The organism is [Clostridium] ammoniilyticum, from assembly GCF_025566905.1.
In the GTDB taxonomy this organism is placed as follows: Bacteria; Bacillota_I; Bacilli_A; order Erysipelotrichales; family Coprobacillaceae; genus Faecalibacillus; species Faecalibacillus intestinalis.
Genome location: NZ_JAOQJR010000005.1, coordinates 11,923 through 28,065, shown reverse-complemented (window position 1 = coordinate 28,065; position 16,143 = coordinate 11,923). Strand labels below are relative to the sequence as shown.

Genomic DNA, 16,143 nt, shown 5'->3' with positions numbered 1-16,143 from the left:
TGTTTTTTTAATACAAATCTTCTCCATTTGTTTCAATGACTTTTTTATACCAATAAAATGAATCCTTTTTAATTCTTTGATAAGTTCCATTTCCTAAATTATCTCGATCTACATAAATAAATCCATATCTTTTTTTAACTTCACCTGTACCATTAGAAACTAAATCAATACATCCCCAAGTTGTATAACCTATCAAATCAACTCCATCTTTTTCAACAGCATCTTTCATGTTATGAATATGTTGTCTTAAATAATCAATACGGTAATCATCATGAATAGAACCATCTTGTTCAATAATATCTTTCGCTCCTAAACCATTTTCTACAACAAATAATGGTTTTTGATAACGATCATAGAGTTCATTAAGAGTACTTCTAAATCCTAAAGGATCAATAGCCCAACCCCAATCACTTTCTTTTAAATAAGGATTTTTAGCAGAAGAAAAAATATTACTTTCTGATTGTTTTCCTTTAGATAAATCACTACTACTTACTCTTGATGAATAATATGAGAAACTTACAAAATCCACGGTATTTTCTTTTAATAGTTCTTTATCTCCTTTTACAAAAGGAATAGATGCATTTCTTTCTTCAAGCCATTTTAATGCATAATTATGATAATAACCTCTTGCTTGAACATCTGCAAACATATAGACTTCTCGATTGTCACAAATTGCTTTCCAATAATCTTCTGGGTTACATGTTTCAGGATAATAAGAACCAGCAGCTAGCATACAACCAATTTGATTATTTGAATCTATTTCATGAGCAAGTTTTGTGGCCATGGCACTTGCTAGAAGTTGATGATGAACAGCTGTAATCATAGCTTGTGTTTCATTTTCACCTTCTTCAAAACAAAGACCAGCAGCGACAAAAGGAAAATGTAAAATCATATTGATTTCATTAAAAGTCAACCAATATTTAACTAATCCTTTGTATCTAATAAATAAAGTTTTACAAAGCTTGTAGAAATAATCAATCATTTCTCTACTTCGCCAACCACCGATTTTTTTAATTAAATATATTGGACAATCAAAATGATTAATAGTAACAAGAGGTTCAATACCATATTTATGGCATTCTTTAAAAATATCTTCATAATATTTTAATCCTGCTTCATTTGGTTTTTCTTCATTACCATTTGGGAAAATACGTGTCCAAGCAATAGATAAACGAAAAGTTTTAAATCCCATTTCACCAAATAAAGCAATATCTTCTTTATAATGATGATAAAAATCAACAGCAGTTAAAGCTGGATAAAAATGTTGATCATCAAAATCGTACATTTTCATTTTACCAGTACCAACTAAATAACGATCTTCACCTAAAGGCATAAGATCTACATTAGCAACACCTCTGTTTCCTTCATTTGCTCCACCTTCACATTGATTGGCGGCTGTCGCACCACCCCATAAAAAATCTTTTCTAAATCCCATTTGTTGTTTCTCCTTTACTTTTAATTACAAAGGTATTATAGAAAATATATAGAAATTAAATAAAAAAGTTTCCAAAATGGAAACTTAATACATCAAGATAAAATCAAGAATATGTCTTAATAAATAATCATTATATTTATCATTTAATGTTGGAATATATAAATAGTTCTTTGAAAAGTTTATATTATCTTTACAACTAATCAGCCATGTATTAACTGAACACTTTAAAATATGATGCACCACTCTTTTATCAAAGTAAAACGTATTTCCATTGATACTAATGAGTAAAAGAAGATCACTATCTTGAAAATTATATTCTTTTTCAAAATCAACATCACAGATAATAGTTTCTTTTTGTTTTGCGGAAAGTTCATTTTGAATATAGGTACAAAGAGTTCTTGCATGACCATGACCATAAACAAAGATACGTTTACTTTCCTTTATATCATTTACTAATTTTAATAAATCGATTTCATCAATTTGATTCATTGTGTAATGTAATTCATCAATGATGTGATTTGTAAAAGATGAAAATTGTTTTTCTATACTATTCTGTAATGAAAATAAGGTTTTATTGGTTCTTTCTATACTAGAAATATTATCTAAACAAGCATCTTTAAAATCTTTCATAGTTTCATAACCTAAAGATTTTACATATTTAGAAATTTGGCTTTTAGATGTATGACATGAAAGGGCAATAGCATCAATAGACATTGAAGGAATTTCATAAAGATTATTTTTAACAAATGAACTAATGATATATTTAGGAGAAAATTCATCACTAGAATTTAAAATAATATTTAATTTATCAAGCAACATGATTATTTCCTCCTTTCAATACAATTTTAACATATTTTAAAATTTATTAAATAATATTGATTTTATCAATAAACTTATGTAATATAAATTTCGTACAAAAATCTGTACAGAATGACCAGCAATATGCTAAAGGCTACACGGACGGCCGGGTCAGATGCCGAAGACTTGTTGAAGAGACAAGAACCGTATTTAGTGGAATACGGAAGGGCATATGCCCTTATTGATTGAGTTAAAAGCTCAGTTTTGTAAAGTGTTTATATATACCTTATGAAATGGTCAGTAAGTAGGATTTCTGTTACAGATAGTTCAAAATATGATGAGACAGGTGTGTATAAACATCTGTCTTTTTTATTGTTTGGGAGGAAATAGAGAATGAAAAAAAGGGTAAGTTTATTGATTGTTTTAACAATGATGGTTTCATTGACTGGGTGTAATCCTAAAAAGACAACAATGGAGCATTATTTAGAGAATGTTGATGCAAAGTATGCTTACAACATTTCTAAAGCATTAGCAGAAGATGATGATTTATTATCTAATGAGTTAGGATATCGTTCTGCAGGATCAGATGCTGAACATAAAGCAGCTGATTATATTGAAAAGGAAATGGGAAAAATTGGATTAGAAACAGAAAAAATTCCTGTGACTGTAGATAAATGGCAATTTAACTCAGCTTCTTTAAAAATAGAAGGAACAGATATTCAAATGATGCCAGCATCTTATCAGTTATCAGGAACTTCAAAAGAAGGAATTGTTGCTGAAATGGTTGATGTTGGTAATGGAACAGCAGCAGATTATGAAGGAAAAGATGTTGAAGGTAAGATTGTTCTTGCTGGTGTAGATCAATTTAATGTAGCTTGGATCGATATGTATATGGAAGAAGCCGCTTTACATAAAGCAGCAGCATTAGTGACGTATGATAATGGCGGTTATGGAACTTATGATGATGATCAAATTAATGTACAGGATGTATGTTGTGATGACTTAATTCCAACGGTGGCTATTTCAAAAAATAATTATAAAAGTATAAAAAAAGCATTAAAAGCTGGAAATAATAAAACAACACTAAAAATAGATAATGACTATTCTTTAGATGATGGTGTTTCATACAATGTTGTAGGAAAGATACCAGGTAAATCTTCAAAACAACAAATTATTATTTCTGGTCATTATGATATTTATTTTAGATCATTTCAAGATGATAGTTGTGCGATTGGTTTAATTATGGCTATTGCTAAAGCAATGAAAGAAAGTAATTATACACCTGAAAATGATATTTTATTTATTGCACATGGTTCAGAAGAATGGGGTGCAGCTAATACTGAATATGATTGGACAACAGGTGCTTGGGAAATGATTAATACAGTTCATCCAGAATGGGCACAGAAAACAATAGCAATGCTTAATTTTGAATTACCAGCATTTTATGATGGAGCTAGTCAAATGGAAATATCTTGTGTTCCAGAATATGCCTCAGCAGTTAAACAATTTGTAAATGAAATTGCAATTGATCCAGAAGATAATATTTATCCTAAAGGAATCAATGACACTTCTGTAGATGCAAATACAATGGAAGATGGTGTTTCTTATCGTCATGCTGGGGTTCCTTATTTTGTGAATGTTCCAGGAACATCTGAAGGAGAAAAAGGATGGATTCAAATGCATTATCATACAAAATCAGATAATCCTTCAACTTATTCACGTGAAGTTATGACAACTAATATCAATACATATGGAATGCTTGCTATTTGGTTAGATCAAGCCCCTGTTATGAAGTTGGATTTAACAGCGGCGGTCGATGATTTAAATGTATTAAATGAAGATATTGCTAAAAAAGCAGGAATTGATGTAAGTCAATATAATCAATCTTTAAATTCTTTAAAGAAAGCTACAGTTAAAGTAAATAAAAAAATTGAAAATATAAATAAACGTTTTGCAAATGCTAAAACTGAAAAAGAAAAGGATGCTCTTAGAAAAGAAGGAAGAGAATTAAATCTTAAGCTTCATGAAGCTTTTAAGTATATTCAAGATCATTTTATTGGTATTGAATTATCTTCTACGATTACAACATCATTTGCACAATACCAAGAAAATATTGAATTATTCAATGATATTATTCAAGCATTAGAAAAAGGTAATATTTCTAATGATAAAGATGGAGCTTTAGATTTAGCTTGGCATATAAATGGTGGATCTGAATATGGTTTTTATGATTTCTCTGTAGAATCAAACTTAAGAGCACAAAGAAGATTAAGTGAAGAAACAAATCCAAATAATGTATTTTGGACAACAAATAGACAATTTAAATTTGCTAAAACATATCCTGCTTTATTAGGAATCTTTGAAAAAGCAGAACAAGAAAATCCTGATTTTGCAGATGAAATTAATATTTATCAAGAAGAAATCAAAAATCAAGAAGTATATTTAAATGAAGAGGTTACACAAGTAATTCAAGCAATGAATGAATTAACGAATAAGCTTTTAGAATACTAAGATGTAGAAAATGACTGTTAAAAAACAGTCATTTTCTATTTACCAATATTTTCAATAGTTGTTTGAATCGTCTTTTCACCTAATTTCCATTTAGCAGGACAAACATTATTTCCGTGTTCGTATACAAACTGACAAGCATGTAAACGTCTTAAAAGTTCTTCAGCATTTCTACCAACATTTCCAGCATTAACTTCATAAACGACAACTTTTCCTTCAGGATCAATAATAAAACTTCCTCTTTGAGCTAAACCATCATTTTCATCAAAGACATCAAAATCATAGGTAAGTGTATGTGTAGGATCACCAATCATTGGATATTCTATTTTAGAAATATTTTCAGAAATATCATGCCATGTCTTATGAGCAAAATGGGTATCTGTAGAAATGGCATAAATTTCACAGTTCACTTTCTTAAATTCTTGATATTTTTCTTGTAAATCATCAAGTTCAGTAGGACAAACAAAAGTAAAGTCAGCAGGATAAAAGAAAAATAAAGTCCATTTTCCTAGTAAATCCTTCTTTGTGACTTTTTTAAATTGTTTTTGATGATAAGCATAAACTTCAAAATCATCTACTTCTTTATAAAGTAAAGACACAAAATCACCTCCATCTAAAGTATGTGAATAAAAACTTAAGATTATCATCACATAATTCACAATAATTCTTTACATGTTTGACACAAAAAAGTTGCATAGAGTTCACAAAAGCTGGGTATATTAAACATGTAAAAGATAAAACAATCTTTTACAATATGAATAGTTTTTCATATTCCCTTCCCAATTATATATATCAAAGAAAGCCGAGAGGCTTTTTTTGCGTTTGAAAAGAACTTTTCATAATTTCTATTTATTTTAAAAAGAAAAAGATAAAGACTTTTCAAAATGTTTTACATAAAAGAAATCAATTTATTTACTTGTTAGAATAAGTGTGTAGTTGAAGGAGGAATTTCAAAATGAAATTAATGTTAGTTTGTAATGCAGGAATGTCAACAAGCATGTTGGTATCTAAAATTGAAAGAGCAGCAAAAGATCAAGGAATAGAACTTGAAGTAGCAGCATTTCCACTTACTCAAGCTGAAAAAGCTATTAATGATTGGGATGTTGTCATGTTAGGACCCCAAGTAAGACATTGTCTACCACAACTAAAAAAAGCAACAGATAAAACACCTATTGAAGTCATTGATATGAAAGATTATGGGCTTATGAATGGGGCAAATGTTTTAAAGAAAGCATTAGAAATTGTAGGAAATAAATAATAAAGGGGATGATTCTTTTGGATGAATTTTATAAGGATTTATATATGGATATTTTTAAAAAATGGATTTGTCTCCAAAAAAGTCAAAATTATAGAATTAAAGAATATAAAGATATTGTTCAAATAGAATCATCGTATGGTATTGCTGAAGTGACTTTTAATTTATATTATATTATTGAATTAAAAGTCACTTCTAAAAAAAGAAAAGAACTTGATTTTTATTTACATTTTCAAATGAATACGCTTAAACATGCAGTTTCTTTATTTAATGAAATGATTACATGTTTATTAAAACTAGACTATGAAGCAAAAACAAAAGTTCTATTATGTTGTAGTGGAGGTTTAACAACAAGTTACTTTGCTCAAGAAATTAATAAGGCAAGCAAATTACTAAAAAATACAATAGAAGTTAGTGCGGTAGGTTATAACCAGCTCTATCAAATTGGTCAACAATTTGATTTCATTTTCTTAGCACCACAAATTTCTTATTTACATGCACAAGTTCAAAGTATTTTAAAAGATCAAGTTGTTATGAAAATACCTCCACTTGTTTTTGCTCGTTATGATGTAGGAACATTGCTTAAGATGATTGAAAATTCAAAGAGTAAAAAAATAATGCATGTTCAAGAAAAAGAAAATGACTTAAAGCTAGATATTAAGAATAAGCAACAAATAGCTTGTTTAACAATTTTTAAAAATAAAGAACGTATTCATATTGCTTATCGTATTTATGTACAAGGGAAAGTTTTATTTCAAAATGAAACTATTAAATATAAGATTCATATCCAAGATATTTACGATTTGTTGGATACACTTATCATTCAATATCCAAAACTTTCTACAATTAGTCTTTCATTGCCAGGAATTGTTGATGCAGGAAAGGTTACATCAACTTATATAAGTGGTGTTGAAAATGAAAACATCGAAGAAAAATTGAAACAACGCTATAAGCAATCAATAAAATTATATAATGATATAAATACAGCAGCAGTTGGATATTATGCAACACATTTAGAAAATAAGAATCTCTTTTTCTTATTTCAAGCAATTTCTTTAAAAGCAGGTGCAGGACTTATTGTTAATGGTAAATTGATTGAAGGTTTTTGCAATTTAGCAGGAGAAGTTTCATATTTACCTTTAGAATTTTCACAAAAACAAGAAGAACTTTCTAAAACACCAGAAGGAACATTGGAAATAGTAAGTAAAATTATTCTTACTACAATGTATCTTGTGGCACCTGAAGTGATTGTAATCTTTAGTGAATTATTACCGGATTTTAAAGTATTAGAGAAAAAAATAAAGGAATTGATGCCACAACATCAAATTCCTAAATTAATTAAAGTAAATAATGTGATAGAATATATGTTAATAGGACAGATGTATTTATGTTTGAAGGAGGCAGATTAAATGTTTACAGATTATCATGTGCACACAGAATTTAGCGATGATTCTGATTATTTAATGGAAGATGTTATTAAAGATGCAATCAAGATGAATATGGATGAAATTTGTTTTACAGATCATGTAGATTATGGTATTAAAAGAGATTTTGATGATCCAAGAGGGATGTTATATAGAAAAGGTGGACCAGGTGAACCGGAAAAGATGCCCCTTGCAAATGTGGATTATCCAAAGTATTTTGAAAAAATAGCATTATTGAAAAAGAAATATCCTGAAATTGTTATTAAACAAGGTATGGAGTTTGGTATGCAAATGCATACGATTGATCTTTATCAAAAACTCTTTAATCGATATTCTTTTGATTTTATTATCTTATCTTGTCATCAAGTAGAAGATAAAGAATTTTGGACACAAGATTTTCAAAGAGGAAGAACACAACAAGAATATAATGAACGTTATTATAAGGAAATATTAGATGTGATTAAACATTATAAAGACTATAGTGTTTTAGGACATTTAGATCTAATTTCAAGATATGATGAAAATGGTCCGTATCCTTTTGAAAAGATCAAACCAATGATTCAAGAAATATTAGAAATTGTAATTCAAGACGGAAAAGGAATCGAAATCAATACCTCAAGTCATCGATATGGTTTAAAAGATTCACAACCATCAAGAGATATTTTAAAGCTTTATAAAGAATTAGGTGGAAAGATTATTACGATTGGTAGTGATAGTCATAAACCTGAGCATTTAGGAGCTTATATTAATGAAGCTAAAGAATTATTAAAAGAATTAGGTTTTGAATACTATTGTACTTTTGAAAAGATGAAACCTATATATCATAAATTATAGATGAGCGAAAAAATCGCTCCTTTAATCTATATAATTTTTAATTTTATATTCTAAATTCTTTTGATAATCTCTATTGAAATAACAAGCATAGATACAATCTAATAGATATTGTAAAGAAATTCTTGAAGAGAAAGAAGCAATCTTTTCTTCGGAATCTTCATAAGAAGAAAAGTAAAGATGATATTTCGCAAATTGATCAATCGGTGTATGAATGGTTGAGGAAATCAAAATAATAGGTATATTCTTTTGATTTAATTCTTGAACAATATTTTTAATTTGGGGTGTTCTTCCAGCATAACTAATAAGCATGACAATATCGCCTTCTTTACAAAGTTGAACATTCCAATGTTGATAGTAAGCTTCTTTAATCACATCCACCTTAACACCTATTTCTAACATACTTTGTTGGAAAGATTCTGCCATAAAATAATTACCAATAGAAGGGAAAATATAAATATTATTGGCTTTTTTTAAAGCTTGAACAATATGTAAGAGTTCATCTAAATCAATAAGATTAAAAGTGTTTTTTAATGTTTGTTCATAGAGTGATAACATTTGTGTCATGATTTGATGATGAGTATCTGTTTTTTGGAAAGGATAATTATAATCTATGTCTTTTGAATCTTTATTATTTTTTAAACTTTCAGATATTTGTAGTTTTAATTGATTTAAACCATTAATATCTAGTTTTTCCATGACGCGGTAAATCGTTGAAATAGAAACATAACTTGTTTTTGCTAGTTGTTGTAAAGAAAGTTGAATAACATCATAAGGATGATCAAGTATATATTGAATAAATATCTGTTCACTTTCTGTAAAAGAAGTTATACTTTTTATTTTAGTAAATAGATCCATAAATTTCCCTCCTAATAAACATGATTTTTATTCATTATAACATTATTTCTTAAAAAAACATTTTGCGAAATAAAAAAACATGTAAATACTTGCGATATAAGAAAGAGTCGTCTATAATGTGAAAGGTTTGGATATTTTTGGAAAATGAAGGAGAAAAAAGTGAAAGAAAATTATGATGTAATCGTTGTTGGTGCAGGTCCAGCAGGAATTATGACATGTTACGAATTATATTTAAAAAATCCTGAATTAGAAGTATTACTTATAGATAAAGGACATGATGTTATGAATAGACATTGTCCTATTAAAGATAAAAAAATTAAACATTGTCCAGTTCATAAAGATCGTGAACCTGGATGTATCCCAGCGTGTTCTATTACTGATGGTTTTGGTGGAGCGGGTGCTTACTCTGATGGTAAATTTAATATTACAAGTGAATTCGGTGGTTGGTTAACTGATTACTTAAGTAATGATGAAGTAGAAGATGTCATTCATTATGTAGATAACCTTTATTTAAAACATGGAGCTACTAAAGAAATTACAGATCCAACAACAGATAAAGTAAAAGAAATTGAACACCGTGGATATGCTGTTGGGTTAAAACTTTTAAGAGCAAAAGTAAGACATTTAGGTACAGAAGAAAACTTAAGAATTATGACAGAAATGTCTAATGAATTAAAACAACATATGGATTTACAATTTAAAACATCTGTTCAAGATATTCTTGTAGAAGACCATCATGCAACAGGAATTGTTTTAGAAAATGGACAAACAATTCACGCTAAAAAAGTTGTTTTAGCGCCAGGTAGAGATGGTTCAGCATGGCTTACAAAAGTTTTATCAAATCAAGGATTAAAACTTTATAATAATCAAGTAGATATTGGTGTTCGTGTAGAAACAAGCAATATTGTTATGGAAGAAATTAATAAGAACTTATATGAAGGTAAATTTGTTTACAATACTTCAGTAGGAACAAAAGTAAGAACTTTCTGTTCAAATCCTAGTGGTCATGTTGTTATTGAAAACCATAGTGGAACAATGCTTGCGAATGGACATGCTTATCATGATCCAAAACTTGGAAGTAAAAATACAAACTTTGCTTTACTTGTATCTCATACATTTAGTGAACCATTCAATGAACCAAATGAATTTGCCCATGAAATATCAAGATTAGCGAATAAATTATCAAATGGTTCAGTCATTGTTCAAAGATATGGAGATATCAAACGAGGAAGAAGAACAACATATAAGAGATTAAAAGAAGGATATACAGAGCCTACTTTACCAGAAGCAGTACCTGGAGACTTAGGACTTGTGTTACCATACAATACAATGAAATCAATTATTGAAATGATTGAAGCGTTAGATAATGTAACACCAGGGATTGCGAATGAACATACTTTATTATATGGTGTAGAAGCAAAATTCTATTCAGCAAGACCAAAAGTAAGAAATGGTTTTGAATCTGAAATTGATGATTTATATGTTGCTGGGGATGGTGCAGGACTTACAAGAGGACTTGCCCAAGCAGGTGCAAATGGTATCTTAGTCGCAAGACATATTGTTGAAAATATTAAATAGTAAAAAAGAAAAACATGTTTCAAAAATGGAAACATGTTTTTTTGTCTTGTCAAATTATTTTAATTGAAGACATGAAAGTATATTATTTTTTCGAGGACAAAAAAGAATAGAGAAGAGATTCAAAAATAATGAGAACTTGTCCAAAGAAAGCGTTTGGAACAAGATTATCATGATAAAAAGGATTATAGTGACCGATGATAATAGGTAAAGTGGAATACTGACTTATTTTTGATTTTTCATTACCTGTGAAAGTAATGATATCAATATGATTGTTTTTAGCTGTTTCAACAACTTCTTCAAGCCTTGTTGTAATTCCTGAATTGGAGATGACAATGAGAAAGGTTGAGTCTTGAAAACTAGCATCCAACATTTCCATATGAACAACACTCATGGTACAAAAGCCGTTAAGAGTTAATCTTTGTGAAATGTAATCAGCAATTGGAGCTGAAAATCCCATACCAAAAACAACGATTTTACTATTTTTATGTTTATTTAATAATTGAATAAAATGAGGTAAATAGTTTTCGTATTTTTGAGCAGGAGCATTATTATGAGTGTTGCTAGATAGATGATAAATCATATCACTATAACCACTAAATTCTAATTTATTACATAAACGATAGATGGCAGAAGTTGATGTAAAATTATCTTTTGCCATTTGTCTAATGGTAATATTTTTCAATTGTTTTTGATTTTTCTTAATATATTCCAATAAAGAGACTTCTAATTCATTTAAATCAAATTTATCTTTTAAATGATCAATATTCATAAGTTTCACCTCGCAATAATTATGTCATAGAAAAAATAAAGGAGCAAGAAAAATGGCAAAAGCAATGTACGACCCTTGGTCAAAAATCGTTACAAAAAATGGCTATGCAGGAGATGAGGTTATTTCTGCTTTGCAAAAATCAATTAGACGTGCCAAAGAAGAAGATGCATGTATGTTTGCTTATGAAATGTATATTTCTTCACCACAATTATTAGAAAAAATGTGGAGACGTTTACTTACAATTTCAGTAGAAGATATTGGAATGGGAGATCCAATGGCTGCAGTTCTAGTCAATAATCTCTATCAAATGTCTAAAAACTTTGAATATGCAGATGGTGATCAACCAATGTATTTCATTCATGCAATTCGTTACTTATGTAGTTGTCAAAAAGATCGTTCAAGCGATTTATTAAAAAATATTTGTATTAAATCATTTGCGATGGGTAAATTCCCAGAAATTCCTGATGTTGCTTTAGATAAGCATACAGTAAGAGGAAAAGCAATGGGACGTGATTCTTTCCATTTCTTACATGAAGCAAGTAAAGTTATTCCACAAATGGAAGTAGATAATGATTATAAAGAACGTTATGCAAAAATTTTAGAAGAATACGATCCAGAAAATGTCGTAGATACAGCCTTTACATTTAATGGTTGGCAATTTTAATAGATAAATTATATTTTGAGGGGAATATAGAATGATAGAAAAATTAGAGAAGGTATTAGAGCCTGTTGCAAATAAACTCGCACAACAAAGACACCTACAAGCAATTTCATCAGGAATGATGATGCCACTTGGATTAATCGTCATAGGATCATTATTTTTGATTGTTGCGAATCCACCAATTAATTTAGATTTAGTCGATTTACATACAGGAAATATCTTTTTAAAAGTTTTAATAGGTTGGAAACAATTTGCGGTTGCTAACTATGATGTACTTACATTACCATATAATTACACAATGGGATTGGTTGGCTTAATTTCAGCTTTTGGAATTGCTTATTGTTTAGCTGAAAGTTATCAAATGAAATCAGCTGTTTATGGAATTATTGCTATGTGTACTTTCTTAATGGTGTCTGCACCATTAAAAGATGGTGGTATTTCTACAAGCTTTTTAGGAGCTGATGGCTTATTTGTTGCTATTATTATTGCTTTAGTTTCTGTGGAAATTTCGCGTTTTGTAAGTCAAAAACTTGTTATTTCCTTTCCAGGAAGTGTACCAAGTGCAGTTACTGATTTTGTAAATAGTTTGTTGCCACTTGCTGCAAACATTATTATTATATACGGTTTAAATGTTGCTTTGATGGCAGCTACAGGTAAAAACTTACCAAATTTTATTATGTCTATTTTAACACCAGCTATTTCAGGTGTAGATAATATTTGGATGTTTATGGGAATTTATTTATTCTCAAATATTTTATGGTTATTTGGAATTAATGGTTCTTCTATTGTCTTCCCAATTGTTTTTGCTTTATGTATTGCAAATACTGGGGTAAATGCAGAACTTGTTAATGCAGGAAAAGCACCAACAGCTATAATTAACTTACAAATGTTTAGATATGTATTGATAGGTGGGGCAGGAAATACATTAGGACTTGTTTTATTAATGTGTAAATCAAAATCAAAACATATTCGTTCAATTGGACGTTTAAGTGTATTGCCTGGTATATGTGGAATTAATGAACCAATTATTTTTGGAACACCAATCGTTCTAAATCCGATTTTATCAATTCCGTTTCTAATCATGCCATGTCTTTCGGCAGGTCTTGGTTATCTTGTTCAAAGTATGGGACTTGTTTCATTAGGTTATATTGTCGATCCATCATTTACACCATTCTTTGCACAAGGGTTCTTATCAGCATTGGATATTAGAAATGTTATTTTCATGTTCGTATTGATTGCTATTTCTGTGGTTGTGTACTATCCATTCTTTAAAGTATATGAAAAAAACACTTTAGAACATGAAGGTGAATAATGATGAGGTATAGGCTTAGGCTTATACCTTTTTTATTGAATTTACCTGTTTCTTCCTATATAATCATAGATAATATGAGGGGGACATATTATGATTATTAGTGGAAAAGAGATTTCAACAAAGATCAAGGATCAATTAAAAGAAGAAGTTGAACAAATGAAAAATAAATATGATCGTTTACCAAAACTTGCGGTTATTTTAGTAGGGGAAAATCAAGCAAGTCAAGTATACGTTAGAAATAAAGAAAGAGGATGTTCTTATGTAGGAATGGATTCTTTAAAAATTACACATGATGCAACTTTTAGTGAAGAAGAACTTTTAAACGAAATCAAACAATTAAATGAAGACGAAACAGTTGATGGAATTTTAGTACAATTACCTTTACCAGATCATATTAATGAAGATAAAGTTTTAGAAGCCATTGATCCATCAAAAGATGTAGATGGTTTTCATCCAGAAAATGTGGCTAAGTTATTTTTAGGACAAAGAAGTTTAGTACCATGTACACCTAAAGGAATGATGGTTTTATTAGATGAAATCAACTATGATTTAACAGGAAAAGAAGTTGTTGTTGTGGGAAGAAGTAACATTGTAGGAAAACCAGTAGCGCTTTTATGCTTACAAAAAAACGCTACTGTAACAATCGCTCATAGTAAAACAAAAAATTTAAAAGAAGTTTGTCAAAGAGCAGATGTTTTAATTGCAGCTGTTGGTCGTACTAAAATGATCAATAGTGACTATGTTAAAGAAGGCGCCGTTGTTTTAGATGTTGGTATTAATCGTGATGAAAATAATAAACTTTGTGGAGATGTTGACTTTGAAGATGTGAAAGATAAAGTTTATGCAATTACTCCTGTTCCAGGAGGAATTGGACCAATGACGATTACAATGTTATTACAAAATACTTTAGAAGCATTTTATCATCATCAAGGAGAATAATTATGGATTATCAATTAAATGATATTGTAGAAATGAAAAAACAACATCCATGTAAAAAATCAAATCAATGGAAGATTGTAAGAATGGGTGCTGATATTAAAATTAAATGTTTAGGATGTAATGCCATTGTTATGTTTTCTAGACGTGATTTTGAAAAACGTTTAAAAAAAGTTGTAGAACATGTAGAGTAATATTTATGAAATTTCATAAATACTCTTTTTTTTTTAGGAAGATTAAGAGCTTGATGATATAGTCATTTTTATTTAATAATTTGAATGATAAAAAGGAAAGGGGAAGAACTTGAAATGCTTCTTTTGAAAGAAAAAATAGAAATAATTAAATATGAACCAAAATATAAACAACAAGTACAAAATGTATGTATTTTTCAATCAACATCTAGATATAAAGATGATAATGCTAAAAAGGCAACATTAGCTTTATATTGATAAAGAAATATGCTTAATACTTAAAAATGATTTAGATGAGGTGTGTGGTTATATTTTATGTGCCAAGGATTTAAAGGTTTATGAAAAAAATGCATATCCTTATTATTTGACTTTAAAAGAATTAGATGAAGTAAAGGCAGAAAGATTTCCTAATGCTAATCGTGAACTAGAACGTTTTTATCCTGAATATCCAGCACATATTCATATTGATATATTAGAAGAATATACAGGTAATGGTGTGTGTTCAAAGTTAATGCAAGCTTTATTTGAAGTTTTAAAAGAAGAAAAAGTACCTGGGATATGTATTTTAGTTGATACAAATAATAAACGTGCGGTTAGATTTTATGAAAAAATGGGATTTAAGGCATTTGAAGAAAATCCAGGCATTATGTTATGTAAGTTAGATTAATATAATAAATGAAAAAACCTGCCAAGCAGGCTTTTTTAATCTTAGATAAGATCAAGTTTTTCTAAAGCATAAGCAATACCATCATCTTCAATATCTTTTGTCACAAAATAAGCAATATCTTTCATAGCTTGTACACCATTAGCCATAACAATAGAATGTTTAACATAACGTAACATACTTTCATCATTGAAAGAATCTCCAAAGACATAACAATGATCTAAATCGCTTTTAAAATCATCCGCAACAGTTTGAATACCTGTAGCTTTTGAGTGATTCTTTGGTACGATTTCCCACATTTCTTCACTACGTTCAATAATATCAAAATCTTGAGAAATATTATCTCTAAAGGCTTGGATATCATGATCAAACCAAATAGTAAATTTATCAAAGGAAAGATTTGGATCTTCACTTGTTGAAACATTGAAACCATTATTTGTATATCTTTTTTGAATTCCTTGAACAAAAGAATTTTTAATATGAGTATTAAAATAAACATGATCTTTTGATTCTAAAACAGCATCAATTTCATATTTTTTTATAAGAGATGCAATTTCTTTACATCTTTCTTTAGATAATTGATGATGATAGATTACTTGGTCATGATAAGTGATGTATGTTCCACATCCACAAATATAACCATCAGGGTTTAAATCATGAATCTCTTGATCGATTGTAGAAATAGGTCGACCTGTATTAATAAAAATGAGATGTCCATTTTCTTTAGCTTTTTTTAAAGCTTCTTTAGCACTTTGAGGAACAGTATGAGTCTTTTCACTCAATAATGTACCATCAATATCAAAAAATAATAATTTTCTATCTTTCATTTTTTTACTCCTTCGTAAGTATTATAACGAATAATCGAAAAAAAGGGTATTTTGTTTCTCGCTCTTTATAAAAAATTATGATAGAATGAACCAATA

17 protein-coding genes are annotated in these 16,143 nt (G+C 28.9%); 11 read left to right on the top strand and 6 right to left on the bottom strand.

All coding sequences use genetic code 11. The annotated features are described in order from the left end of the window. Nucleotides 1-7: 7 nt before the first annotated feature. Both OCV55_RS06060 and OCV55_RS06055 read right to left on the bottom strand, forming a co-directional pair. On the bottom strand, nt 8-1,435 hold the full coding sequence (locus OCV55_RS06060; RefSeq protein WP_147580108.1) for a 6-phospho-beta-glucosidase: 1,428 nt from the start codon (nt 1,433-1,435) through the stop codon (nt 8-10). A gap of 84 nt (nt 1,436-1,519) precedes the next feature. Further along, a complete protein-coding gene (locus OCV55_RS06055) occupies nt 1,520-2,254 on the bottom strand; it encodes a MurR/RpiR family transcriptional regulator (RefSeq protein WP_147580107.1) in 735 nt (244 codons plus the stop codon). 372 nt (nt 2,255-2,626) lie between these two features. On the opposite strand from OCV55_RS06055, the gene OCV55_RS06050 reads away from it, so the two are divergent. Next, entirely contained in the window at nt 2,627-4,744 is a 2,118-nt protein-coding gene (locus tag OCV55_RS06050; protein WP_147580106.1) for a M28 family peptidase, read from the top strand. Between the two features lie 35 nt (nt 4,745-4,779). On the opposite strand, the gene ahpC is transcribed toward OCV55_RS06050, so the two are convergent. Then, the gene (gene ahpC, locus OCV55_RS06045) at nt 4,780-5,340 is read right to left on the bottom strand and encodes an alkyl hydroperoxide reductase subunit C (protein ID WP_147580105.1); all 561 of its coding nucleotides are present in this window, start codon (nt 5,338-5,340) and stop codon (nt 4,780-4,782) included. 356 nt (nt 5,341-5,696) lie between these two features. On the opposite strand from ahpC, the gene OCV55_RS06040 reads away from it, so the two are divergent. The 3 genes from OCV55_RS06040 to OCV55_RS06030 are packed head-to-tail and all read left to right on the top strand — an operon-like array spanning nt 5,697 to nt 8,254. Next, nucleotides 5,697-5,999 (top strand): PTS sugar transporter subunit IIB, encoded by a 303-nt coding sequence (locus OCV55_RS06040; RefSeq protein WP_147580104.1) that lies wholly within the window; start codon nt 5,697-5,699, stop codon nt 5,997-5,999. Between the two features lie 17 nt (nt 6,000-6,016). Continuing rightward, entirely contained in the window at nt 6,017-7,405 is a 1,389-nt protein-coding gene (locus OCV55_RS06035) for an ROK family protein (protein WP_267309835.1), read from the top strand. After that, nucleotides 7,406-8,254: a histidinol-phosphatase HisJ family protein gene (locus OCV55_RS06030; RefSeq protein WP_147580102.1), complete on the top strand. Its 849-nt coding sequence runs from the start codon at nt 7,406-7,408 to the stop codon at nt 8,252-8,254. A 21-nt stretch (nt 8,255-8,275) separates the two neighbouring features. Here OCV55_RS06030 and OCV55_RS06025 read toward each other — a convergent pair whose 3' ends face one another. Then, nucleotides 8,276-9,109 (bottom strand): MurR/RpiR family transcriptional regulator, encoded by an 834-nt coding sequence (locus tag OCV55_RS06025; RefSeq protein ID WP_147580101.1) that lies wholly within the window; start codon nt 9,107-9,109, stop codon nt 8,276-8,278. A 159-nt stretch (nt 9,110-9,268) separates the two neighbouring features. Here OCV55_RS06025 and OCV55_RS06020 point away from each other — a divergent pair, with 159 nt between their 5' ends. Continuing rightward, nucleotides 9,269-10,687, top strand: a complete 1,419-nt coding sequence (locus tag OCV55_RS06020; RefSeq protein WP_147580100.1) for an NAD(P)/FAD-dependent oxidoreductase — start codon at nt 9,269-9,271, stop codon at nt 10,685-10,687. Nucleotides 10,688-10,769: 82 nt separating this feature from the next. On the opposite strand, the gene OCV55_RS06015 is transcribed toward OCV55_RS06020, so the two are convergent. Continuing rightward, entirely contained in the window at nt 10,770-11,456 is a 687-nt protein-coding gene (locus OCV55_RS06015; protein ID WP_147580099.1) for a MurR/RpiR family transcriptional regulator, read from the bottom strand. Nucleotides 11,457-11,508: 52 nt separating this feature from the next. Between OCV55_RS06015 and OCV55_RS06010 the strand changes: the two genes are divergently transcribed. From OCV55_RS06010 to OCV55_RS05985, 6 genes are all read left to right on the top strand, one after another. Next, the gene (locus tag OCV55_RS06010; protein WP_032090968.1) at nt 11,509-12,120 is read left to right on the top strand and encodes an AAA family ATPase; all 612 of its coding nucleotides are present in this window, start codon (nt 11,509-11,511) and stop codon (nt 12,118-12,120) included. A gap of 31 nt (nt 12,121-12,151) precedes the next feature. Further along, complete coding sequence (locus OCV55_RS06005; RefSeq protein ID WP_147580098.1) at nt 12,152-13,429, top strand: PTS sugar transporter subunit IIC; 1,278 nt, start codon at nt 12,152-12,154, stop codon at nt 13,427-13,429. A 90-nt stretch (nt 13,430-13,519) separates the two neighbouring features. After that, entirely contained in the window at nt 13,520-14,368 is an 849-nt protein-coding gene (gene folD / locus OCV55_RS06000) for a bifunctional methylenetetrahydrofolate dehydrogenase/methenyltetrahydrofolate cyclohydrolase FolD (RefSeq protein ID WP_147580097.1), read from the top strand. Nucleotides 14,369-14,370: 2 nt separating this feature from the next. After that, a complete protein-coding gene (locus tag OCV55_RS05995; protein WP_022002571.1) occupies nt 14,371-14,559 on the top strand; it encodes a DUF951 domain-containing protein in 189 nt (62 codons plus the stop codon). A 114-nt stretch (nt 14,560-14,673) separates the two neighbouring features. Next, nucleotides 14,674-14,814: a hypothetical protein gene (locus OCV55_RS05990; RefSeq protein WP_227392210.1), complete on the top strand. Its 141-nt coding sequence runs from the start codon at nt 14,674-14,676 to the stop codon at nt 14,812-14,814. Beyond that, nucleotides 14,810-15,223 carry a GNAT family N-acetyltransferase gene (locus OCV55_RS05985; RefSeq protein WP_147580096.1) on the top strand — a complete coding sequence of 138 codons (414 nt, stop codon included), beginning with the start codon at nt 14,810-14,812 and terminating at the stop codon, nt 15,221-15,223. Before OCV55_RS05990 ends, OCV55_RS05985 begins: the two co-directional genes overlap by 5 nt. Before the next feature lie 41 nt (nt 15,224-15,264). Here OCV55_RS05985 and OCV55_RS05980 read toward each other — a convergent pair whose 3' ends face one another. Next, complete coding sequence (locus tag OCV55_RS05980; RefSeq protein WP_147580095.1) at nt 15,265-16,047, bottom strand: HAD family hydrolase; 783 nt, start codon at nt 16,045-16,047, stop codon at nt 15,265-15,267. Nucleotides 16,048-16,143 lie beyond the last annotated feature (96 nt).

What these genes read in the sequence shown, in the direction of transcription:
- OCV55_RS06030 (WP_147580102.1), top strand. Translation starts at nt 7,406, where the DNA reads ATGTTTACAGATTATCATGTGCACACAGAATTTAGCGATGATTCTGAT.
- folD (WP_147580097.1), top strand. Translation starts at nt 13,520, where the DNA reads ATGATTATTAGTGGAAAAGAGATTTCAACAAAGATCAAGGATCAATTA.
- OCV55_RS05990 (WP_227392210.1), top strand. Translation starts at nt 14,674, where the DNA reads ATGCTTCTTTTGAAAGAAAAAATAGAAATAATTAAATATGAACCAAAA.
- OCV55_RS06055 (WP_147580107.1), bottom strand. Translation starts at nt 2,254, where the DNA reads ATGTTGCTTGATAAATTAAATATTATTTTAAATTCTAGTGATGAATTT.
- OCV55_RS06015 (WP_147580099.1), bottom strand. Translation starts at nt 11,456, where the DNA reads ATGAATATTGATCATTTAAAAGATAAATTTGATTTAAATGAATTAGAA.
- OCV55_RS06050 (WP_147580106.1), top strand. Translation starts at nt 2,627, where the DNA reads ATGAAAAAAAGGGTAAGTTTATTGATTGTTTTAACAATGATGGTTTCA.
- OCV55_RS06005 (WP_147580098.1), top strand. Translation starts at nt 12,152, where the DNA reads ATGATAGAAAAATTAGAGAAGGTATTAGAGCCTGTTGCAAATAAACTC.
- OCV55_RS05995 (WP_022002571.1), top strand. Translation starts at nt 14,371, where the DNA reads ATGGATTATCAATTAAATGATATTGTAGAAATGAAAAAACAACATCCA.
- OCV55_RS06010 (WP_032090968.1), top strand. Translation starts at nt 11,509, where the DNA reads ATGGCAAAAGCAATGTACGACCCTTGGTCAAAAATCGTTACAAAAAAT.
- OCV55_RS05980 (WP_147580095.1), bottom strand. Translation starts at nt 16,047, where the DNA reads ATGAAAGATAGAAAATTATTATTTTTTGATATTGATGGTACATTATTG.
- OCV55_RS06025 (WP_147580101.1), bottom strand. Translation starts at nt 9,109, where the DNA reads ATGGATCTATTTACTAAAATAAAAAGTATAACTTCTTTTACAGAAAGT.
- OCV55_RS06060 (WP_147580108.1), bottom strand. Translation starts at nt 1,435, where the DNA reads ATGGGATTTAGAAAAGATTTTTTATGGGGTGGTGCGACAGCCGCCAAT.
- OCV55_RS06040 (WP_147580104.1), top strand. Translation starts at nt 5,697, where the DNA reads ATGAAATTAATGTTAGTTTGTAATGCAGGAATGTCAACAAGCATGTTG.